This is a genomic window from Enteroscipio rubneri (assembly GCF_963929405.1).
In the GTDB taxonomy this organism is placed as follows: domain Bacteria; phylum Actinomycetota; class Coriobacteriia; order Coriobacteriales; family Eggerthellaceae; genus Enteroscipio; species Enteroscipio rubneri.
Genome location: NZ_CAWVIN010000003.1, coordinates 1 through 19041, shown reverse-complemented (window position 1 = coordinate 19041; position 19041 = coordinate 1). Strand labels below are relative to the sequence as shown.

Annotated in this window: 24 protein-coding genes and 1 pseudogene; 13 read left to right on the top strand and 12 right to left on the bottom strand. The window is 58.2% G+C overall.

Translation table 11 applies throughout. The features are described from left to right. Position 1: 1 nt before the first annotated feature. From ABGT83_RS07410 to ABGT83_RS07395, 4 genes are all read left to right on the top strand, one after another. The gene (locus ABGT83_RS07410) at positions 2 to 1081 is read left to right on the top strand and encodes a site-specific integrase (RefSeq protein ID WP_346686756.1); all 1080 of its coding nucleotides are present in this window, start codon (positions 2 to 4) and stop codon (positions 1079 to 1081) included. Beyond that, positions 1074 to 1454, top strand: a complete 381-nt coding sequence (locus ABGT83_RS07405; RefSeq protein WP_346686754.1) for a plasmid mobilization protein — start codon at positions 1074 to 1076, stop codon at positions 1452 to 1454. The genes ABGT83_RS07410 and ABGT83_RS07405 overlap by 8 nt, the downstream gene beginning before the upstream one ends. A 357-nt stretch (positions 1455 to 1811) precedes the next feature. Beyond that, complete coding sequence (locus ABGT83_RS07400; RefSeq protein ID WP_346686752.1) at positions 1812 to 2216, top strand: plasmid mobilization protein; 405 nt, start codon at positions 1812 to 1814, stop codon at positions 2214 to 2216. After that, positions 2213 to 3466 (top strand): relaxase/mobilization nuclease domain-containing protein, encoded by a 1254-nt coding sequence (locus ABGT83_RS07395; protein ID WP_346686750.1) that lies wholly within the window; start codon positions 2213 to 2215, stop codon positions 3464 to 3466. The genes ABGT83_RS07400 and ABGT83_RS07395 overlap by 4 nt, the downstream gene beginning before the upstream one ends. A gap of 185 nt (positions 3467 to 3651) precedes the next feature. Here the strand turns inward: ABGT83_RS07395 and ABGT83_RS07390 are convergent, their stop codons facing one another. From ABGT83_RS07390 to ABGT83_RS07375, 4 genes are all read right to left on the bottom strand, one after another. Further along, the gene (locus ABGT83_RS07390) at positions 3652 to 3873 is read right to left on the bottom strand and encodes a hypothetical protein (RefSeq protein WP_346686748.1); all 222 of its coding nucleotides are present in this window, start codon (positions 3871 to 3873) and stop codon (positions 3652 to 3654) included. A gap of 316 nt (positions 3874 to 4189) precedes the next feature. Then, positions 4190 to 5173, bottom strand: coding sequence for a hypothetical protein (locus ABGT83_RS07385; protein ID WP_346686746.1), 984 nt, complete (start codon positions 5171 to 5173; stop codon positions 4190 to 4192). Positions 5174 to 5312: 139 nt separating this feature from the next. Continuing rightward, positions 5313 to 5711, bottom strand: a complete 399-nt coding sequence (locus ABGT83_RS07380) for a hypothetical protein (protein ID WP_346686745.1) — start codon at positions 5709 to 5711, stop codon at positions 5313 to 5315. A gap of 4 nt (positions 5712 to 5715) precedes the next feature. Continuing rightward, complete coding sequence (locus ABGT83_RS07375; RefSeq protein WP_346686743.1) at positions 5716 to 6006, bottom strand: hypothetical protein; 291 nt, start codon at positions 6004 to 6006, stop codon at positions 5716 to 5718. 190 nt (positions 6007 to 6196) lie between these two features. Between ABGT83_RS07375 and ABGT83_RS07370 the strand changes: the two genes are divergently transcribed. Then, positions 6197 to 6406, top strand: coding sequence for a helix-turn-helix domain-containing protein (locus tag ABGT83_RS07370; RefSeq protein WP_346686741.1), 210 nt, complete (start codon positions 6197 to 6199; stop codon positions 6404 to 6406). A gap of 684 nt (positions 6407 to 7090) precedes the next feature. Here the strand turns inward: ABGT83_RS07370 and ABGT83_RS07365 are convergent. The 5 genes from ABGT83_RS07365 to ABGT83_RS07345 form a co-directional block, all read right to left on the bottom strand. Next, positions 7091 to 7942 (bottom strand): nucleotidyl transferase AbiEii/AbiGii toxin family protein, encoded by an 852-nt coding sequence (locus ABGT83_RS07365; RefSeq protein ID WP_346686739.1) that lies wholly within the window; start codon positions 7940 to 7942, stop codon positions 7091 to 7093. Beyond that, the gene (locus tag ABGT83_RS07360) at positions 7939 to 8466 is read right to left on the bottom strand and encodes a type IV toxin-antitoxin system AbiEi family antitoxin domain-containing protein (RefSeq protein ID WP_346686736.1); all 528 of its coding nucleotides are present in this window, start codon (positions 8464 to 8466) and stop codon (positions 7939 to 7941) included. Before ABGT83_RS07360 ends, ABGT83_RS07365 begins: the two co-directional genes overlap by 4 nt. Positions 8467 to 8683: 217 nt before the next feature. After that, a complete protein-coding gene (locus tag ABGT83_RS07355) occupies positions 8684 to 9283 on the bottom strand; it encodes a hypothetical protein (protein ID WP_346686735.1) in 600 nt (199 codons plus the stop codon). Between the two features lie 29 nt (positions 9284 to 9312). Further along, complete coding sequence (locus ABGT83_RS07350; protein ID WP_346686733.1) at positions 9313 to 9567, bottom strand: hypothetical protein; 255 nt, start codon at positions 9565 to 9567, stop codon at positions 9313 to 9315. Positions 9568 to 9591: 24 nt separating this feature from the next. Further along, positions 9592 to 10590, bottom strand: a complete 999-nt coding sequence (locus tag ABGT83_RS07345) for a nuclease-related domain-containing protein (protein WP_346686731.1) — start codon at positions 10588 to 10590, stop codon at positions 9592 to 9594. A gap of 107 nt (positions 10591 to 10697) precedes the next feature. Here ABGT83_RS07345 and ABGT83_RS07340 point away from each other — a divergent pair, with 107 nt between their 5' ends. Beyond that, positions 10698 to 11609 (top strand): hypothetical protein, encoded by a 912-nt coding sequence (locus ABGT83_RS07340; protein ID WP_346686730.1) that lies wholly within the window; start codon positions 10698 to 10700, stop codon positions 11607 to 11609. A gap of 50 nt (positions 11610 to 11659) precedes the next feature. Here ABGT83_RS07340 and ABGT83_RS07335 read toward each other — a convergent pair whose 3' ends face one another. From ABGT83_RS07335 to ABGT83_RS07325, 3 genes are read right to left on the bottom strand one after another with little or no spacing between them, the layout of a single operon-like run. Beyond that, positions 11660 to 13480 carry an AAA family ATPase gene (locus ABGT83_RS07335; protein ID WP_346686728.1) on the bottom strand — a complete coding sequence of 607 codons (1821 nt, stop codon included), beginning with the start codon at positions 13478 to 13480 and terminating at the stop codon, positions 11660 to 11662. A gap of 4 nt (positions 13481 to 13484) precedes the next feature. Continuing rightward, entirely contained in the window at positions 13485 to 13937 is a 453-nt protein-coding gene (locus ABGT83_RS07330; protein WP_346686727.1) for an ABC-three component system middle component 2, read from the bottom strand. Beyond that, positions 13924 to 14934, bottom strand: a complete 1011-nt coding sequence (locus ABGT83_RS07325) for an ABC-three component system protein (RefSeq protein ID WP_346686725.1) — start codon at positions 14932 to 14934, stop codon at positions 13924 to 13926. The genes ABGT83_RS07330 and ABGT83_RS07325 overlap by 14 nt, the downstream gene beginning before the upstream one ends. 370 nt (positions 14935 to 15304) lie before the next feature. Between ABGT83_RS07325 and ABGT83_RS07320 the strand changes: the two genes are divergently transcribed. From ABGT83_RS07320 to ABGT83_RS07290, 7 genes and pseudogenes are all read left to right on the top strand, one after another. Continuing rightward, positions 15305 to 15640 carry a helix-turn-helix transcriptional regulator gene (locus ABGT83_RS07320; RefSeq protein ID WP_346686723.1) on the top strand — a complete coding sequence of 112 codons (336 nt, stop codon included), beginning with the start codon at positions 15305 to 15307 and terminating at the stop codon, positions 15638 to 15640. 212 nt (positions 15641 to 15852) lie between these two features. After that, positions 15853 to 16032 (top strand): helix-turn-helix domain-containing protein, encoded by a 180-nt coding sequence (locus ABGT83_RS07315; RefSeq protein ID WP_346686721.1) that lies wholly within the window; start codon positions 15853 to 15855, stop codon positions 16030 to 16032. 7 nt (positions 16033 to 16039) lie between these two features. Next, on the top strand, positions 16040 to 16576 hold the full coding sequence (locus tag ABGT83_RS07310; protein ID WP_346686719.1) for a hypothetical protein: 537 nt from the start codon (positions 16040 to 16042) through the stop codon (positions 16574 to 16576). 10 nt (positions 16577 to 16586) lie between these two features. Continuing rightward, on the top strand, positions 16587 to 17381 hold the full coding sequence (locus ABGT83_RS07305) for an ATP-binding protein (protein WP_346686718.1): 795 nt from the start codon (positions 16587 to 16589) through the stop codon (positions 17379 to 17381). 225 nt (positions 17382 to 17606) lie between these two features. Beyond that, positions 17607 to 18131, top strand: coding sequence for a peptide ABC transporter substrate-binding protein (locus ABGT83_RS07300; RefSeq protein WP_346686717.1), 525 nt, complete (start codon positions 17607 to 17609; stop codon positions 18129 to 18131). Positions 18132 to 18223: 92 nt separating this feature from the next. Further along, positions 18224 to 18778, top strand: a complete 555-nt coding sequence (locus tag ABGT83_RS07295; protein ID WP_346686715.1) for a hypothetical protein — start codon at positions 18224 to 18226, stop codon at positions 18776 to 18778. Beyond that, positions 18775 to 19041: pseudogene (locus ABGT83_RS07290) on the top strand (VirD4-like conjugal transfer protein, CD1115 family); the annotation flags it as partial. The gene ABGT83_RS07295 and the pseudogene ABGT83_RS07290, both read left to right, overlap by 4 nt.

Sequence of the window (19041 nt, the reverse complement as noted above, 5' to 3'; positions counted from 1 at the left end):
CGTGTCGGTTTCCAAGGAGGCTTCTGGAACCTATGAGGTGCAATGCTGGTACCGCGACTGGCAGGGTGCACGGAAGAAGAAGCACCGGCGCGGGTTTAAGACAAAGGCTGCTGCCCGTAAGTGGGAGAGGGACTTCCTCCTAAAGGCGGAAGGGTCGCCCTCGATGACGTTTGCCAGTTTCGTCGAGGTGTACGAGGCGGATATGAAGCCTCGCCTGAAACTCAACACATGGCTCACCAAGTGCCATATCATCGACACGAAGATCATGCCCTACTTCGGCGACAAGCAACTCGATCAGATAACGGCTGCTGATGTGATGGCCTGGCAAAACGAGCTAAGGGCTACTGTAAACAAACGAACGAGAAAACCTCTTTCGCAGACGTATCTGCGCACCATTAACAACCAACTCTCGGCAATCGTGAATCATGCCGTCAAATACTACGGACTCAACGACAACCCGCTTCGCAAAGTCGGTAAGGTGGGTTCCGAGAATGCGGGAGAAATGCTGTTCTGGACGAAGGGCGAATACTTGAAGTTCTCCGATGCCGTCATGGACAAGCCCCTGTCCTTCACGGCGTTCGAGGTGCTGTATTGGATGGGCATCCGCGAGGGGGAGCTTCTCGCTTTGGTGCCGGAGGACTTCGATTTCGAGAGGCTTTTGCTTCGGATAAACAAAAGCTACCAGAGGCTTCAGAAGCGCGACGTGATCACGCCGCCGAAAACGCCGAAGTCGAATCGCGTCCTGGCGATGCCGGACTTTCTTGCAGAGGAAGTTGCGGACTACATCCGCTTGTTCGGCATCCAAGACGGGGAGAGGGTGTTCCCGGTTGGAAAGAGCTATCTCTATCGGGAAATGGAACGCGGTTGCCGAGCGTCGGGCGTGCGGCGCATTCGCGTGCACGACTTGCGACACAGTCATGTCAGCCTGCTCATAGATCTAGGGTTCGGCGTGCTGGCGATAGCCGACAGGGAGGGGCACGAGGCGATTGACATCACCTATCGCTACGCACATCTCTTCCCGAACGCTCAGGCGAATATGGCGAGCGCATTGAGCAAGGAGGGGAGGAGTGCGAATGAGTGAGAAAGCGCGTGACGGCCATAGACGTTGGAGAAATGTCACAGTCGCTTTTCGCATGTCCCCAGAGGAGGCTGCGCTGCTTGATACTCAGGTGCGCCTTAGCGGCCTGACGAAGCAGGAATACATCGTCAACAGGCTTATGAATAGGGATGTCGTGGTTGTCCCAAGTAGTCGCGTCCATCGGGCTTTGCGCGATAGCATGGGCGCGGTCTATCGCGAGCTGCGGCGTCTGCGAAACGAGGCAGAGGTCGGCCCTGAGCTTGAAGCTGTCATCGGAATCCTCGCAAGGGAATTCGCGGGACTGAGCGAAGGGAGCGCGCCGTCGGACATCGAGGCGGAGGATAGGGTGATCAATGCTATACGTCGCCAGGAATAGCGCAGTGCTCGCTGCGCTCGTAGCTCGGGGCTTCGCTCGACGGCTCCCGAAGGTCGCCGTTGCTCCGCTCCTCGCCCCGCTGCGCGGCAGGGAGCCGGTTGAGGCTGCTCCTCCGGCTCCCTGCCGCTGCGCTCTCGTTGGGACGGGCATGCCCGTCCCAACTCACCTGCAAGATCATGGCGTCATGACGCCATGATCTTGCCCTCCCGGACTTCCGCGCCGCATGCGCGGCGTGGCTTCCGGGAGGGGCCTCCGGCGACGCCTGGCTGCGGGCGGCGTCGGAGGCCGGAGGCCCCCGGAGCGTCCGGCGCGCAAGCGCTCGCCGACCGCTCCGGCCCACGATGAACGGAGGCATCCATGGACTACAGAGAGGATGGGCTCGCGGCTGCGCAAGCCGAAAGAGGGAGGACGCCCGACGCCCGCACGGTCGTGCAGGTGCGGCTCACCGAGCGCGAGAAGTCGCGTCTAGCCCGCAACGCCGGCGAGGCGGGCTGCTCGATGTCGGGCTACGTCCGCGCCCGGGCCGTCTACGCCGACGAGAACGGGGCGCGCGCCGACGCCACGCTCCTGCGCGAGGCGCTTTGGGAGGCGCGGCGCGAGGGCACGAACCTGAACGCGCTGCTGCGCCTCGCCCACACGCACGGCGTAGAGGGCCTGGACGCCGGGGCCGCCAACGAGGCCCTGGTGCGGCTCGCGCGGACGGCCTCGCTCCTCCAGGAAGCGCTCGCTGTGGCCGAGCGGCCGAACAGGAGATCGAGATGACCATCGTCAAGACAGCGGGCGTGTGCAGCGCCAGGCACGCCCGCAACCTGCGCGCCTACATCGAGGGCAAGGACGCGCTCGTCCGCGAGACCGTGAACGTCATCGAGGAGGATCGCGCCTTCGAGGAGATGGCCGAGACGCGGAGGCTCGCGGGCCACGACAGGCCGTCGCGCAAGGGCGCGCAGAACACGATCATGCTCCACTTCGTGCTCGCGTTCCTCCCCGAGGAGGCCGACGTCAACGGCGGCCCCATGGCGCCCGGGGCGTGCATGGCCTACGCGCGCGAGTTCATGGCGAGGAGGGGATACAACGAGCACCAGGCCGTGCTCGTCCTGCACCGCGAGCATTGCGATGCCGACTGCACCGACCGCTACGCGGTGCACATCGCGGTGAACCGGACGAACCTGCGCACTGGCAAGCGCCTCCACGAGGGAAGGAGCGCCCAGGCCAAGCGAGACCGCGCCGCGACTGTGCGCGCCCTTGACGCGGAGTGGGGGCTGCATCAGGTGGCCGAGGGCGTCCCGAACTCGACCGTCCACGCGCTCCAGCCCGACCGGCAGGGCGCGGAAAAGCGCATCGCGGAGCGAGCCGCGTCGCGAGGGGCCGATCCGCTGGACGCCAGCTGCAAGCGAGACCTCCGAGAGCTGTGCCGCCTGCTCGGAAAGCATGCGGCGAGCCTTGACGAGTACCGCGGACTGCTGGCGAGGTACGGCGTCGAGACCGAGGTCAAAGGTGGCAGGGTCTACGCGACCGACGCCGACGACCGCAGGTACACGTTCAGCCTCGCGAAGCTCGACCGCTCGCTCTCCCTGAACGCCCTGGAGGAGGCGTTCGAGCGAAACGCGCACGACAGGCGCATGGCCGCGCTCGAAGCGGAGCTTCGCGAGAAGCGGCGGCAGATCGAGGGCCGCCGCGCCATAAGGGAAGGCTACCTCTCCGCCATGGAGAACCATTACCGGGAGTACCGGAAGCTCGCCCGCTCCATGGAGGGGACGCGTTTCGAGGACTTCCCGAAGTTCAAGATTCCCAGGCTCCCGGAGGCGCTTGCCGAGGACATGGAGCTGAAGAGGGAGGCCCTGTCGTTCGTCTACAAGGGCAACGAGCTGTGCGCGAGGCTCGCCACGGGCGTTCCGGGAGCGCGCAGGAGCGCGGGCGTCGGCGGCGAGAGGCGGCAGCAAGGCCAGAACGCCCCGAACGCCGTCCGCGAGGAGCCGCAGCGATCCGAGCGGCGTGGCAGGGACGCGCGCTAGGGCGCTGTGGGGCCTCGCCCCGGAGGGCGCGGCTACCCCGCCGCGCCCGAAGCCCGCGCAGTGAAGAGGGGGAGGCTCGCATGCGGTCGCGGCACCGCCTCGCGAACCTTGGAGCGGTTCGCGCCCTCGCGGGACGGCTCCAGGCTCGGCTGGCCGGATGCGGCGATCCGGCCACCGCGTGGGTCTTACTCGGCCTGGCGTCGCAGGTTGTCTCCAGGACGCTTGCGGGCCTCGACGCGCACGACCTCGCCCATGCCCGCCGACGCCGCTATGCGCGCGGCATCCTCCGCGCTCGCTGCGTTCAGGACGTCCCGGCGCTCGCGTCCGTCCCCCATGCGTGAGACGACGATCCAGCTTCGGCGCTGGTCCTCCCGCTCTCCGTTCCGCTCGGGGTCGCTGTCGCTCATGGCATGTCCTTTCTTGCGGTTTCTTTAACGATTATAGCGCGGCCCCGCTCGCGCGTCCGAATTAGAGGCGGCGATCTATGCAGACAACGCTTTGCTGACGAGCATGGTGGTCGAACCCTTCACCGCGACCCGGCAGGAGCTTTTCGCGGAGGTGTTCGAGGCATACGTCCAACGGGCCGGAGCCTTGCGAACCATAGCGCCGAACCTATACGCCTATATGGATCGCATTGTAGCGCAGAAGTGACGGCTTAGCGCAGAAAACGAGGGAGGCTTTACAGCCTCTCTCGTTTTTGTATGCAAGCTAGTTGCACAATTACTACTTCGTCGCCCCGCAGGAGCACGAGTAACCGGTTGTGACGGTCTCGTAGTGCCCTCGATCCTCGTAGTGGCCGGTAGCTTCGTGATGGATAGTGGAATACGAAGGGATAACAGAATACGAGCACGAATGACCCCGGCCCATTTCTATTTTGTGAGCATTCCACTCTTCTGCTGAATTAAACGACAAACCGCAACTTGCCTGCACAATCTCTCCAGTTACAACCTGCTCGTCCCACGCGGCGCTGTCCTCAACCCAGACTTCGTTCGGAACCCACTGCTGGGCGGTCACAGGCGACCAGCTATGTTCGTGCGGAGCCGGGGTGGGGTCGGGCGTAGGGGCTGGCGTGGGATCGGAAGAGGAGCCGCCGCCCGAGTTCGAGTTCCCGGAACCGCCGTTGCCGCCGTCAGGAGCAGGCGCAGGCGTGGGATCGCGCTTGACCACGCTGTCGCTGCCCGGTTCGGACACGGCGCTCCCGGACTTCTCCCTCGCGCTTTGGGCGGCAGAGGGCTTCCCAGCTTCCTCCAGCGCGGCGGCGGACGCCTCCAACTGCTCCTTGGTCATGTCCTCGGCGGGGATCTTCTCCAGCTTCACGTCCAGCTTCACGTCCGCGCCCTTGCCGTCCACGCTGAACTTGACCGGCTTCTCGGGGAGCTTGTAGCTGGAACCGTCCTCGCACACCGGCGCGGCGGTGACGTGCAGCTCGTACTCTCCCTCGGGGAGCCTGCCGATCTCGGTCGCCTCGTTGGCCTCGATCTCCTTCTCGGCGACGACGACCTCGCCGCTCTCGCCGGTCGCCACGACCTTGGCCTCGGTGGCCCCGACCTCCGCGCCCTCGGCCTTCACCGTGAGCATGACCGCGCTCTTCTCGGCCTTCTGCTCCGGCGAGGGGGACGGGGCCTTCGAGGAGGTCGCAGGGGCGTCGGTCTGCACCGGGGCGGGCTGGCCCGCGGCAAAGGCGATGCCCGTTCCCACGGCGGCCACGAGAACCACCGCTGCGATGCCCGCGGCAGTCCTCTTTCAGCTCCGGCTCCTCTGCTCGGTCGCGCCCTCTTCTGCTGTCCTGGCTTCCTTCGATTTCATGACAAACCTCGCTTCCCGGCTTCGGCTCGCCTCATGGCCCTCAGCCGGACGAGGCAGTACGCAAAGTAGACAAGGCCCACGGCGCTGCCGAGCGCGAGGACGGCGGCGACGTAGGCGAGCTGGATCCCGAGCATGGCGAGGCAGCCGACCAGCCAGCCCGAGAGCAGCGATCCCTCGCGCGCTTGATGACGGAGCGCCCGAGGGGGAGGAACAGCCCGAACCCGAACGGCACCGTGCACATGAGCGCGAGCGAGGCGGCGAAGAGGGCGTTGGCCGCCCAGAGGGGAAGCCCGTCCCGGGCCGCCGATTGGAAGAACTCGGCGTTGTTTTCGGGAGCGATGGCGTGGCAGGCGAAAAGCCCCGCGAGCAGCGTCCCGAGGACGGCCCCGGCAAAGAGGTTGCCGGTCAGCATGTCTTTGATCTCGCTTGCGTTCCTCATCGCCCTATCTCCCTTCCGTCTCGCACGTCGGCTTCTGCGGCAGCCTCTTCAACTCGCCAAGCGCTTCCTCGGCGTCGCCGATCATGCGAACGCTCTCGTCGAGGCTGCGGCGGACGACGAACACGATTCCCGCCATCTCGGTCGATTCGGCCTCGTACGCCTCTTGCAGGCGCAAATACAGCATGTCGAGTATCGTTGACGATCCAGCCACGGCCTCATACGCCGTGTTCAGCAGCTCGGATGCTCCTTGGAGGTCGAACGCAGCCTCTGCCTCTTCTTCTTCGCGTCCTGCCATTGCGAACCCCTTCCGTCAAAGTTGGCACGAAGTGGCATCCCTATGCTGGGTCGATGCCAATAATCGTTTTGCCTATACCGGGTTCGCTTGCCCTGCTCGCTCGAATAACACCCGTTCAATAGGTGGATTGTTATCCTAGTGGGTGATACTAGTCACCCACTAGGAACATTGTATCGCATACGCTGGCTTTATGGATACCAGAAAGGACAGATTGAGGTTCGGTCAGCGCGTGAGAGAGTGCAGGGAAGAGCAGAGTCTTTCCCAAAGGAAGCTCGCGCTCATGATCGGCATGGACAACACCTATCTCGGCCGCATCGAGGCCGGGCGCTGCAATCTGTCCATCGACACCATGTCCCGGATCGCCTCGGCGCTCGACGTCGAGATTCGCGAACTTTTCTAAAACTCATTTCTAAGCTTAATTAACGTGTATCCCATTTCGTGAGGGACGCATTCCAGAATACTCAAAAGGCCTTATGAACGTGTCTTTTGGGTATCAGCTGGCTTGGGTGGGTAAGAAATGGGTATCAATTCGTAGGTCGGCTTCGTCAGTCGCATGAGGTGATAGTGACGCTCTCTATTTCATTAAAGTGCGATTGGTTGTAAGAAAAGCTTGAATATTTAAAAGGCCTCGTTTTGCGAATCAGGCGCTTCATTAGGTGATTCTTGCATCGTGGTATTCGGTTTTTTAAAGGCTTGTAGCTTTTTCGATTGTGCTGCGTATAACGAAAGTGCTCCAGAGCGAACTCCGGAGCACTTGCTAGAAGTAAGACACTTTTATGTGGAATTATTCCCACTCGATTGTTGCACCTGTGCATGTCGTGGTACCTCGTGCTATATCGTCCACGTCGTGCTATCTGGTGTTAAATCGTCCGAATCAAATCCGAATCAAGGGTTGATTCGGAAGGCGGGGGATAGTTGCACGATCGCCTGTTTTCGGGCATTTTGCGCGCTACGATTCCCCGATTTGCACTTGGGAATCGTTGCGGGCGGCTTGGAAAGCGACTGATTTTCTTGAATCAACCTGTTTCCACGCGGCTCTTTTATTGTTCCTAGGGGAATGGCAGCAGGTGGTTTGCAAGTGACTCTATGCGTCATCCTGTGTTGAGGACGAGATTCTCGTTACGAGGGCATTCGCCCACGCCACCGCCTCGTCTGCCGTCCCTAGCACGCCGAGCCCTTCTGCCTGCGCAGCGTAGAGAGCGTCCCAGTCCTCTCCCTTATCTATAGTCGGCGGCCACGCCTGTTCTTTTCTGTAGGCGAACAGCCTCTCGCATGTCCTGCATGCTAGCCCGTAGTCGACGTCGCCGTTGTTGACGATGATCTGCAGGTCGATGAGGTCGTGGGCGCGTTCGCTGCCCGCACCGCTCACAGCGTGCAGCTTCTGGGCGATCTGGTGTTCGAGCTTCATGCAGGGCACGGGGCATGGTTCGGGGAAGCCGAGCTCCGTCAGGACCATTGCCGCCTCGGCGGACACGACCATGTCGGGGTCGTCGGCATCACCGATTTCGTTGTGCCCGACCTCGAGGGGCAGCGTCATCCACGACTTGCCGTTGTAGGACAGCTTCAGCTCGAAGGGGCGCATGATGTAGGCGGGAGGGACGCTCTTTGGCGCGTGGGGTTTCTTGGGCACCACGACGCCGGTAAAGCCCGCCCACCCTGCGGCGAGCGAATCCTCGAGCCTTCCAATGTAATCCTCCAGCGATGAGGATCGCGCGGTGTCGAGGTCGCGGGAGAACCGCGTCGCGTCCTTGCCGAAACGGATCTTGAGCGCGTTACCGCCCTTGGCCGCTCCATCGGGGAGCATCTGTCCGACGATGACCGAAGCGATGAGGCGCTTGATTCGGTTGGGGTCATCGCCCATGCGGGCGCATAGCCTGTCTATGGCGATGTCGAGGTTACGCCTGCTGTTGGGCACCTTTGTCTTCGGTTCGGTCAAGCCAGTTCCTCCTTCAGAGCTCTGTGCTCCTTTTCAGTGACGAGGCCTTTGCTCCTCGCCTCGTCTGTCGCTTCGAGCAGGCGTTCGGGCATGACGGAGCCATTGCATGCGCGCAGGGCGTCCGCCACGCTCTGGGAGGGAATCCCTTCATAAAACGTGGGAGAGCAGCCTTTCGGCGCAGGAACCAGTCGAACCCATGCGGGCAGCCTCCTGCGCACGCGCCTCGGCGTAGCGACAGTCACGGCAGCGGGATCTACCAGCGCCAGGCCGTGCATGGAGAGTACGGCGTCGCCCCACAGGTACGCCCCATCGCCCGCAAGGGCGACGGCTTCGGCGAACGAGTCGTAGGGGGTCGGCACCCAGCGTGAGAGCTTGTAGACGCCGTGTCCTCGGCGGATGAGTCTGCCGTCGTTGCACCAGCGAGTCATCTCTCCGGTCGTCACGCCCGACTCTCGCGCCTGCGCGGCGGTTATGATACCGTGCCCGTCGGCTGCGATCTCGTATATGTCGTCGAAATGAGCCATGCCAAAATACTAACATTTCTGTATGCCTTTTGACAATATTATGCAGAGGGGCCCGAAGGCGCGTTTTCCACGTCTCTGCATTTCCGCATTTGAGGCACTGTCTGCAGCTCCTCATACAATCAGCGTGATTTCGAGTACGCGCTGGCTCCAAGCGCATCAGAATAGATGTCCGGATAATTCGGCTCGTGCCCGAGGGCGTCGCTGCGTTACGCTGAGGTCATACAAGCCATCTTGAGAGAATCTCAAATTGGATGATGGCATGGGCAAGCACCGACAGGCCGAAGCAGACCATAAGAGCGCAGAGACTGACTGCCAGCCATTTTGGAAACCCGTCCTCCGTCTTCCTTGCGGCCATTCTTTTCGGTAGATAGGGCGAATAGGTGTCAGCATACTCATCGGTGCCCGCAGACTCTTCGCCAAGGAGTTCAATGAACTCATCGAACTCCCGACACAGCCTCTCGCCGTCGATACCGATCTCGAACAGGTGCGTCTCGTCGTGTTTCGCCAGCGCTACCGCATCCCCATGCAGGTAAAATCGCGCGCCGTTGACGCCGTTGGCCAGAGCGGTGCGCTCGGAGACGAACTGATGCATCATCTCGCGCAGACTACCAAGCTTCCTTCCGTCGTCGGCTCCATGCTTCGATGCCAGGTCCTCTAAGTGCATTATGAGGTCGTAGGCTCCGGCATTACTTTGGAAGGAAGGGGTGTAGACGCGAGAGAGCATGTATCCCTCAAGCTCGCGGTAGACCTTGAAAGCGTTAGCGTAGGTAAGTACAGTGCCCGGCTTGGGAAAGGTCCTTTGAGTTGTTTCGTTCATGCCGCTTCCTCTCGTGGCTGTGGCTGCTGCTATAGATTGAGCGTGGGGATGGAGATCTGAACTGGAAACGCCTTGCCAAGTCCTACGACCTGCTCGGGCGTCCATCCTGCTTTAATTGCGGTCCGTCCCATGGAGCCGAAAATTCCAAGCGCCACGGTAATAACGGGGACAGCAGGGTGCTTTTCTATGAAGTCGAGCATCCTGTTGCCGAGTTGGATGGCTTTGTCGCCTAGCGCTGGCTTGGCGCTGGATGTAGCGTTTGTCGTCAGGCTGCTGTTGCTCATTGTTTTGCTCCTATCTTAATTTGGCTAAACGAGTTTTGCGAATGCGTAACCGCTTGCTGCTCCCAAAGCAAGTGAGAGTAGTGCGGTTATAGAGATTGCGACGGTATTATTGTGCTGGGATTGCCCATTCGTTTTTGATACGTCGTGTTCCACTTCATGCGACTCGAAAAAGCTCTCAGTTTCTGCCTCCCTTTTCTTTGCGGCTTGTTCAATTAGGGAAATAGCCCTATGAAGCGTTGTTGCGACGTAATCAAAATCAATCGATGGAGCTGCTTGCGAAGGGTGGCCTAGCGTATTGATTGCTGAATACACGGCAGATACCTCTTCCGACGAGAGGCAAGTGTCGTCATTCATTAGTTCTCGAATTCGTCTCTCGAGATTCCCGAGGCATAGGGTTTCTAGCAAATCGAACTTATTGCTCATTCGGGTTGTGTCATTTGCATTCACTACGATGCAACGGATTTCGTTATCGAGGAGACTTCTCCCTATTGCTTGAGAGGCTATCTGGCGGAGCACGTAGCTCTTTGAACCCATACGTTCGCCGATGTTGTAGGTAATGAAAGGGTCGTCTTGGGTCTTAAGGATTCCATTTGGTTCAATGATGGAATCGCAGGAGTAGTTTTTGACTTCAATAATGATGAGCCCATGACGCGTGAGCAGGATTTGGTCGTACTCGTTGCGCTCGCCCTCATAGCTGAGTTCGACGTTCGTAAGTTGAATGCCGGCGTTTAGTGCATGCTTGACCGCATAGAAGGCTTTCCTTTCTCCGGCAAACCCTTTTATGAGCCCAGCATGATAGCGACTGAACTTTTGCAGCTCCTTTATAGCTGTTCGATAGGAAGCGTTATCCATAAGGTCGAGCTCTTCGCCTCGTGCCTTAAGGTGTTTTACGACATGGTACGTTTTGACGCTGGAGCTGTACTTGTCCTGGAACACGGTTTTGCAAATTGCTGGTTCGAATGCGTTGCACAGCGCAAGAACGCCTGACGGCTCGAAGCTCATGCAGGGTGATTCCGATATCATCGTCTTCCTCCTTCCTGTCTTTTGCAATAACATTCTCTCAATTTGATATACTCGTATAAAGTAGTATTTCATGAGTTATTGTTATGACATTGGAAGGTAGAAACTACATGAGACGAGTATTAAGCGACAAGGAAATGAAGGATGCATGGAAGGAGCGCTTCAAAAAAGAACGAAAAAAGAAGTATGCGAGGCAGGAAGACTTTGCTGAAGCAATGCAGCATGAGGGCCATGCAACCATGAAAAGCACGGTGGGCAGATGGGAGAATATCGGGGGCTCGTACGGCAAGGAGATCCCCGGCTTCCCATCGTTTCCTACGATGCAGTCTATTTCCAAGTTGTTAGATGTTCAAATTGGTTATCTTATAGGAGAGACCGACGCGAGATCTTTCGACGTCGAAGAGGTAATGGGCTTTTTCGGCCTGAGCGAAGAAGCTGTCAACTGCCTGTCCGACCTGGCTCATCGACAGGGAGCAAATCATGATCGTTTCAGTGAAAAGTACGGAGACGAAACGACAAGTTATGCAGATACGCTCAATAAGGTTCTCACTAGCAAGAGCTTCTTGAAGCTTATCAGCCATCTCAATGAGCTGGATTGCTTGATAAGGGAATTTGAGGACGCGAACTCGCATAGCCAGCGTAATCAAAGAGAGGCTATTAAGGAAAAGGCCCACTGCTTAAAGCATGGCCTCTCTCCTGAATCAACTCCTGAAAGGTTTGATGAGGGAGGTCATCTTATAGACGAAAGCGGCTTTCGATTATTCGATCCAGATAATCCTGAGCGTCTTGCCGATGAAGTATTAAGGGTGCGGGATCAAGTTCGCATAAACAAATGCCTGCTCATTGACGACCAGATGGCTTTGGTTAGAGAGATATGGCCACAGACAATCGGATATGAGGATAGCATTGCCAATCTTGACGATGTGATAGTTAAGGCAGCCGACGGAGGCTGTCGCTGCCTTTCCTCCGACAGTCTAGGAAATGATGGATCTGAGAATGGATTAAAGCACGAGCATCATTAATCGCTTGCTAAAGAGCCATGCTGAGACAAATTGTCTCAGCATGCATGTCGTTAGTCGGTAAGCAGGAAGCCACCGCGCAGCGCTTCATCGCCATGTCCAAATCTAATGATGTTCACGCTCCCATAGTCCACATTTTCCGGTATGTCGTTCTCGGCGATTATTACTTGACAAGAGCCGCAATTACCGATCATGTAGTCGAAGAGCGCGCTTTTCATGCTATCGGATGCAGGCAGATCAACGTCTTCCTTCAGGGTAAGGATTGGTGAGTCCAGGATAAGCATCCGGGGCGCATGCACTCCTCTCTTATCGATGAATCTCATGAGTACGAATGCGAAAAGAGAATTGAGAAATGCCTTGTATCCTTTTCCCTCATGTCTCTTTTCTTTGTCATTGACGACAACGTCGAAGGTTTTCAAAGACAAGCCGGCGACTTTGAAGTCGGGGAACTTGCATTGTTTTATCGCTTTGCAGACTGCGGAGCTCAGCTCATTGAAGACAGAGCTTTTGAACTGAGCCTTCGCATCGTACTTTCTAGCGGAATCATCCTCAAAGGCTTGCTCCGAGATGTCGAAATTGAAATCTCCCTCTATTTCCTCGAGGAGCTCAAGCTCTTTTTGTAACTGAGCTATGCGACTGTAGGTGTCCAGTTCTTTTCGCAGAGAGGCTGCTTTCGGCTTGAGCTCTGTATTAACGAGACGCCTCACATCGTCGTCCATGCTATGGAGATTGTCGAGCCGCGCAGTCAGAGACGAGACCCTGCTATCGGTCTCATCTTCAAGCGCTTTCAGGTCGGCAATCTGAAGCCTGACCTTTTCCAGCTCTGCCCGAGAGGCGGCTGCATAGGACTCAATATCCTCGGGGTTGGTTATCTCCGCATCGCAGAATGGGCAGTGCTCGGCTCCACCAGATGGCTTTTTCTCTTCTCCGTCGATGATGAAGCAAAGCCTGCTGATATCTGAATCGTACTGCGTGTGGAGCGCCCTGTATCTTTCTTGGAGCTGTTTCTCGACTGCTAGCTCTTCGGATACCTCATAGATTTCACCGAGCATCCTCTGACTTTCCTGCTGAGCTCGAGTAATATCCTCGTCGATCGTTGTAATCTCGTCAACTATTTCCGAAATAAGCGCTTCGACATCTGCGGTTCCGGCTTCCTCGATTCTCTCCTCGAGCTCCTTGCGCTTTTTGCCTAATGTTGAAAGCTTCCCTGAGATATAAGCGGTTAATGCCGATTTTTTAGCCTTCTTGATTGCGGGATCTTCATATTCCTCCTCCTGCACCCCGCCTTCGTAAAGAAGATAGGCAAGAGAGTTGACACAGGGCGTGATAGCGCTTCGATTGGGGTTGTCGATGATGGTTCCACCCCGAAAGATATCATCTTCCCTGATGCAGAATTGGTGAAAGAATGTCCTAAGCGTAAGCCTTTGGGGTTTGCCATCTTGGGTGGCGATAATTTTTACGGGCTCCTGGATGTCCAACATTTGAAGGAGGATATCCGAATACACAGTCTCATCGGGCCTATTGCTGCTGCGTTTTACCTTATATTCGCGGCTCTCAATGCCGTCGGCGTCCGAAACGACAGTCACTTTGGATGAGGGCTTAGCCTGGCCGTCTTTGTTTTCGATTGCCCTACGAACAGTAACGACCTCTCCGTTTTCGCTCACAAGCTGCATGGACACGCCGTTGTAGTCCTCATGAGTGGGGTCGAATGGCTCCCTATCGCCACCAAAAAGATAATCTATACAGCCAATCACCATTGATTTGCCGGTATTAGATGGGCCACAAATTATGTTCATGCCGGGCTCGAAATCTATTTCGGAGACTTTTCCGGAGGAACTATGTGCCGAAACTCGCTTGATGAAGTAGTTGTTCATGGCTTTACCCTATGCTTGTAGTTCTTTGTGCATTCTTCCTGATGGCAGATATCACAGACTCTATGCCCCTTTCTTGAATTAGCGAAAGGGCAGATGCTGCAGCTTTTCGATACTCTTCTGCGTAGCCAGTATCCAACGAAAGAGCATATCGATGGCCGGCAAACGTCGTCCTATAGAGAAAGCCTCTGCCGGTTGCGACTGGCAAAACATAGCCTTTTACAACGAGGTTCCTCAACGCTCTTTTCGTCAGCGTTTCGCGTGCCCCTAGCTCGCAATACATATAGGGATTATCTCCGTTTGGCGAGTTCGCTGAAATGTCAAACGCCTTACCGTATGTCGCGATGAAATCAACGGCATGAATCGTCTGTCCATCCAGTCCGCTGTCGGCTTGGTCAAGTAAAAGAATCACACGCAAAGATATCTCAAAAGTGGTGTTGAACACCCTAGCGGTCTTCATCGAGCCACCCCCTAATTCTTCTGTCGTTTACAAGAAAGTGGCAAACACCCTTTTTGACGTTGTTTCTAATCCAATCCGTCTCGTGATTAACCCAGATGCCATCCATGGGAAGGCTTGCGGCGTGGGCGAGGACCTCGTTGAGGCGATCCTTTCCTGTGGGAAAAGATCGTTCGTGGACATCTATGATTCCATCGAAGACCTCATCTTCAAGGGCGTCAAATTGATCTATTCCGTCAGCATCGTAGACGTCTCTCATGCACCTTCTGATGAATTCTGCCGAATAGTAGTCCCTGCGCTGACGGAGGAGGTGGCTCTTATGCCGCGGGTAGCGTTCTATATCAGCGGTTGAAGAGAAGGTCGTCCGCTCCTCTTCACTATAGACTCGGACGAGCGCGTCAACATATGGCAGCTCGTGCTCTGCTATATCTTCAGGAACGTCCGGTTGGATCTTTCCTTTGAATTTAGGGAACGGCGGGTCGACATCCTTCGCGGCTCCCGGGCGAGTCGATGTAGGGATTTTATTTTCCCAGGAAAGTGATACCTGGAAGGATCGCGCAAGAAACGGTGCGGGGTTCTCTTCGCCAGCCAAAGCCACAAGGCCTTCTTTTGTCGACTGAGAGCATTCAGATTCAAGGATGAGATCGGTCAAGGTGCGTCGCAATATGTCGAACTTGCTTTCATTGAGCCTGGGAAGAACCGCCTTCTCGAAACTATCAACGATTGTGCTTTCGATGGCTGCATCCCTGCAGTGCTCTCTTATTTTGCCGTGCGCTTCTCTCTTTCGATTCATGATGCCACTGGCATCTTTTTTCTGACATCGAATAGGCTCACCTGTTTGACCTTTGAGGTTGAGAGGATTCGCAATCAAGCCATACAGCAGCTCGATCAAATCGGCATCTCCGATATCACCAGTCCAGGCGTCCTTTAGCGCACGGACGTAATCCGAGAAGATGAGGCCGTTAGAAGTATGTCCTTTGTTTCCGACTACTTCGCTCACCGTCTTAGCTTCGTTTGGACGCAGGTCGCTTCCGTGCGTTCTCATTGCAGGGGAACCAGGGGGTAACCGTCGGGTAACGACATCCTTTTGCTGCGCCGATATGCTCTGAATTGCAACGCGAGCAGTCGACATGCATCCAGATGCCTCCCGCTGCAAATTATACCAATCGTCGAATACTTCTATCAAACCCCAGCTCAGAGATGCTCCTTCTCTTGCTGGCGGAACGAGGGGGCATTCCTCGATAACGAAACAGAGAAGGCCTTGAGCGTGGATCTGGCGGGTTGCGCGAATTCTCCGACCAGCCAAGGTGATGCGATCCGATGTTGAGTATTCGCGCTGCTCAAATCATCGGTCGAGAAAGGTTCGACCTATGACAGACAAGAAGCAGCCTACTATCACCATGCCCGATCTCAAGCATGAGGGCGAGAACGAGGGCAATGCCCTATACGTTATGCGCCTCGTTCAGCAGCCCGTGTTGCCACAGGATGCATATTCTCCAAACGAGATCGCGCATCTTCTAGGCATCAGCAAGAAGCGCGTCTACGCGTACGCGAGCTCTCCGAGACACCCGTTGCCCTTGCGCAAGTGGCCAAACGGTGCACGTGGATCGTTTGCCCTGCGAGATGAGCTGGTCGAGTGGCTTCGCGATTTCACAACCCTTCCCGAGCCCTATTATCCCGGCCCCGGCAATACGGATTGCGACTAGCTGACACCCTGGGGCACCTGAAACGGGCGGCCTCAACCTTGCATAGCGCGTCAGGCTGCTTCAATCCGGCCTGACGCGCGTCAAATCCAGTCAACCACGGTCACGGCAGCGCACGGCGGTGCAGCTGCGGAAAGCGAGCGAATATGCAAACCATGGAGCAGGCGGAGGCCCTTCAAGCCTCTTGCGACGACGAATCGAGCAAGGCGGCATGCATGCCCCCTCTGTTCACCATCTCGGAACTCGCTGACTACCTCAAGGTCAGCACGGCAACCGTCTATCGCCTCATGCGCGACGGCGTCCTCGTGGGCGTGCGCATCGGGTCGTCCCTGCGCTTCACTCAGAAGAACATCGAGGATCTCCTCGCGAACTGCGCGGTCGACGCCGACGTATAGGTGGCTCATGCGCAGGGCAGAAGAGAAGCCAGGGAGAACGGAGTCCTTCGACCTTTCGGGGCACGGCTTCGTAGTCGTCTGGGACTTCATGGGCCAAGAGCTCGGCCTCAAGAACGCCGATCTGGTGGTATACGCCCGCATCTTCGGTTTCGAGAACTCGGGCAAGCCGTTCTTCGAGTCGAAAAACGGCACCGCCAAGTTCTTCGGTCTGAGCGAACGCGCGGTGTTCGATGCGGTCAAGCGCCTCAAGGCAAGAGGGCTCATCGAAGAAACCGGGCCATGCCCTGAGGCGAAGCGCATCGGCAGCAAGTGCTACAAGGTGGCGGCGGAGCCCCTTGTCGAGGCAGGCATCGTGCGCCTGCACCATGAAGAGGCCTCATATGAAGAACGTTCACCCCATGAAGACGCTGCAGAGCCGGGAGATCCCTGTCATGAAGACGCTGCACTCCTGGGCTCCGTCAGCCATGAAGGCTCTTCACCCGTGCCCATGCAGGAGGTTCAGCCAATACCAAAGCAGGAAAACAAACACTTCAGAAAGATATAGGAGACTCGATATGAAACACGATTTCCAGCTCTACACGCTAGAAGAGGCGAAGGCGAAGGGGCTTCCTTGCGAGCAGCAAAAGGAGCGGCTCTGCAAGCACTGCGGCAAGCAGCTTGTATGGGTCGGCTCAATAGCCAAGGACGGCTTCGTCCGCTGGCTGTTCACCAAGGATTGCGATTGCGAGGGAAGGCGGGAGGAGATCAAGCGCCAAGAAGAGGAGGAGGAGCGCCTTCGGGAGGAGAAGGCCAAGCAGGCCGCCCTTGCGAAGTGCCGTAAGGCGGGCATCGGGAAACTCTACCTCGGGGCAACCCCCTCGGTGCCCGAGTGCATCGAGTACGTCAACTCCTTCGCGGACGCTGGCGGAAAGGGGCTCTACATCCTGGGCAACGTCGGCGCGGGAAAGACCTACGAGGCCTGCGCCCTGGCGAAGGCGTTCGTGTTCGCGGGCTATTCGGTGAAGGTCGCCACCACGCTATCGATGCTCAACTCCATCCACGGGAGCTACGACGACAGCGAGCGCGAGGGTGTGCTCAAGTTCTGCGAGGCGGACATCCTTTTCCTCGACGACTTCGGCAAGGAGAACGCGAACAGCTGGGCGCTCACGACGCTCTTCGAGGTGATCAACTACCGCTACGAGAACATGCTGCCCACGATATTCACCTCCCAGTACAGCCTCGACGCGCTCGAGCGCCGTCTGGCAAGGAACAACGAGGTCGAAAGCGCCAAGGCGATCGTCTCCCGCATCCACGAGATGAGCAGGGTGGTGGTGCTTAGGCGCGGGGACCGCCGTCGTGGCATGAATTAATTCCGACGTGGCGACCCCCTAGGGAACCTGAAAAGACCCCTTCCAAAGCCCGAACAGGAGGAATGGGGTTAACTGAAGGAGGGCGGCAACGGGCCCTCGCGGCGAACCGTCGCGAGCGCCGAGGCCGCCCGCAACCGGCCGAGCCCGCTTCAGGGAGTCAGACCGAACGGCACGAAACCAAAGCGTCCGCCGGACACGACGGCGGACCTTTCGAAAGGAACATCCATGACAGATTCCGCCAGATTGCAGAGCGCCGACAAGGCGACGGCAGACGAGCTCACGGCGAAGTGCCAGGAGAACGGCTGGCTCAGGCGAGGCGGCTACGCCTGGCAGGACGACCCCTATCTCGAAGAGCACCCCTACGAATTCGCGCAGGCCGAGAGCACCGACGAGCTGCGCGGCTTTTTCGCGCACGGTAACTGGGCGCTGCGCCAGGGGATCGTCTACAAGGACCTCGCCTTCATCCAGCAGGTCGATGGCGGCGATGAATGGTGGACTCTCAAGCGCACGGGCTCCGGCTGGCTCGACTTCGAGAGCTGGTCTTTCGAGCGCATCGCGCAGGAGCCCGAGCGCTTCGCGCACGCGATCGACTGCATGCACTACGCGACCCCGGAGCAGTGCAAGCGCCTCGACTACATGAGCGCCGCGCTTCCCCTCGAGGCTGCCGCGAGACGCGCGCGCGACTCCATCGAACAATTGAACAAGACGGCGAACGCCCCCGTCCGCAACGCGCGGGCGGAGGCTCGCTGAACCGAATCCGAAGGCGGGCGCTGTCCCGCCTTCGCTGTTTCTTAAGGCCAACTGGGACAGTCTGTCCCACCTACTAGAAGGGATCAGGAAAGATGCCAAACGACTTCGGAGACGATACCGGCGAGAAGCTCGTCGACTGGATGATCCGCATCGGCCAGGATGCCGGCGAGGCGGCGATGATGGCAAGCGGGGAAAGGCTCGCCGCTGCCTTCAGGCGCGCTCGCGGCGACTGCGATGGTGTCGATTCGGGCAGGCAGCCCTCCGCGAACGAGATCAGGCAGTGGGCGATGCTCGACCTGCGCGAGTTCACGGGCCTGCCGGAATACGAGACCATCCGCCAGATCATCGACGATCGTCTCTCGCATGAGGGGATCCGACATGAGTTCGCATCCCTGCCGGAAGGCGAGCACCTCGTCTTCCTGGTGGAGGACGCACCGGATGTGAACGAGGTTTTCAAGAAACTCGAGGAGACTGCGCGAGATGCGACCGAGCGTGCGGGAAGCGAGCTTTCGCGGATGCGCGAGCGCGTCAGGGAAGAGCCCATCGCGGAGAAGGCCAAGGCGGCGAAAGAGGCGGCGGCTCGCATCGAAGCCGCCAAGGGCAAGTCTCGCGACATCTCGCGCGGCGTAGAGATGAGGGCGAAATGAGGCCGGGCGCGCAGGCTGCCGTCGCGGCGGCAGCGAGCATCGGCTGCTTCGCTGCGGGAAACGCGCTTGCCGGCGCATCTTCCTTATCCGGGTTCCCAGCATGCGGCGCGAGCGACCTCATCGCCGCGGTACCTGCCGCCGGGCTTTCCGCAGAGCCCATGCCCCTTGCCGTGGGGCTTCTCTGCGCATGCGCCCCCTGGGCGGTCTGGGCGCATAGCCTCATGCGCGCGGGAACCTACCGCCAGGGCGAGGAGCACGGCTCC

Coding starts and splice junctions, on each gene's coding strand:
- ABGT83_RS07300 (WP_346686717.1), top strand. CDS start 17,607: ATGACAGATTCCGCCAGATTGCAGAGCGCCGACAAGGCGACGGCAGAC.
- ABGT83_RS07350 (WP_346686733.1), bottom strand. CDS start 9,567: ATGAGCAACAGCAGCCTGACGACAAACGCTACATCCAGCGCCAAGCCA.
- ABGT83_RS07305 (WP_346686718.1), top strand. CDS start 16,587: ATGAAACACGATTTCCAGCTCTACACGCTAGAAGAGGCGAAGGCGAAG.
- ABGT83_RS07375 (WP_346686743.1), bottom strand. CDS start 6,006: ATGGCAGGACGCGAAGAAGAAGAGGCAGAGGCTGCGTTCGACCTCCAA.
- ABGT83_RS07330 (WP_346686727.1), bottom strand. CDS start 13,937: ATGAAGACCGCTAGGGTGTTCAACACCACTTTTGAGATATCTTTGCGT.
- ABGT83_RS07335 (WP_346686728.1), bottom strand. CDS start 13,480: ATGAACAACTACTTCATCAAGCGAGTTTCGGCACATAGTTCCTCCGGA.
- ABGT83_RS07405 (WP_346686754.1), top strand. CDS start 1,074: ATGAGTGAGAAAGCGCGTGACGGCCATAGACGTTGGAGAAATGTCACA.
- ABGT83_RS07390 (WP_346686748.1), bottom strand. CDS start 3,873: ATGAGCGACAGCGACCCCGAGCGGAACGGAGAGCGGGAGGACCAGCGC.
- ABGT83_RS07380 (WP_346686745.1), bottom strand. CDS start 5,711: ATGAGGAACGCAAGCGAGATCAAAGACATGCTGACCGGCAACCTCTTT.
- ABGT83_RS07295 (WP_346686715.1), top strand. CDS start 18,224: ATGCCAAACGACTTCGGAGACGATACCGGCGAGAAGCTCGTCGACTGG.
- ABGT83_RS07395 (WP_346686750.1), top strand. CDS start 2,213: ATGACCATCGTCAAGACAGCGGGCGTGTGCAGCGCCAGGCACGCCCGC.
- ABGT83_RS07320 (WP_346686723.1), top strand. CDS start 15,305: ATGACAGACAAGAAGCAGCCTACTATCACCATGCCCGATCTCAAGCAT.
- ABGT83_RS07315 (WP_346686721.1), top strand. CDS start 15,853: ATGCCCCCTCTGTTCACCATCTCGGAACTCGCTGACTACCTCAAGGTC.
- ABGT83_RS07345 (WP_346686731.1), bottom strand. CDS start 10,590: ATGATATCGGAATCACCCTGCATGAGCTTCGAGCCGTCAGGCGTTCTT.
- ABGT83_RS07355 (WP_346686735.1), bottom strand. CDS start 9,283: ATGAACGAAACAACTCAAAGGACCTTTCCCAAGCCGGGCACTGTACTT.
- ABGT83_RS07340 (WP_346686730.1), top strand. CDS start 10,698: ATGAGACGAGTATTAAGCGACAAGGAAATGAAGGATGCATGGAAGGAG.
- ABGT83_RS07310 (WP_346686719.1), top strand. CDS start 16,040: ATGCGCAGGGCAGAAGAGAAGCCAGGGAGAACGGAGTCCTTCGACCTT.
- ABGT83_RS07360 (WP_346686736.1), bottom strand. CDS start 8,466: ATGGCTCATTTCGACGACATATACGAGATCGCAGCCGACGGGCACGGT.
- ABGT83_RS07400 (WP_346686752.1), top strand. CDS start 1,812: ATGGACTACAGAGAGGATGGGCTCGCGGCTGCGCAAGCCGAAAGAGGG.
- ABGT83_RS07370 (WP_346686741.1), top strand. CDS start 6,197: ATGGATACCAGAAAGGACAGATTGAGGTTCGGTCAGCGCGTGAGAGAG.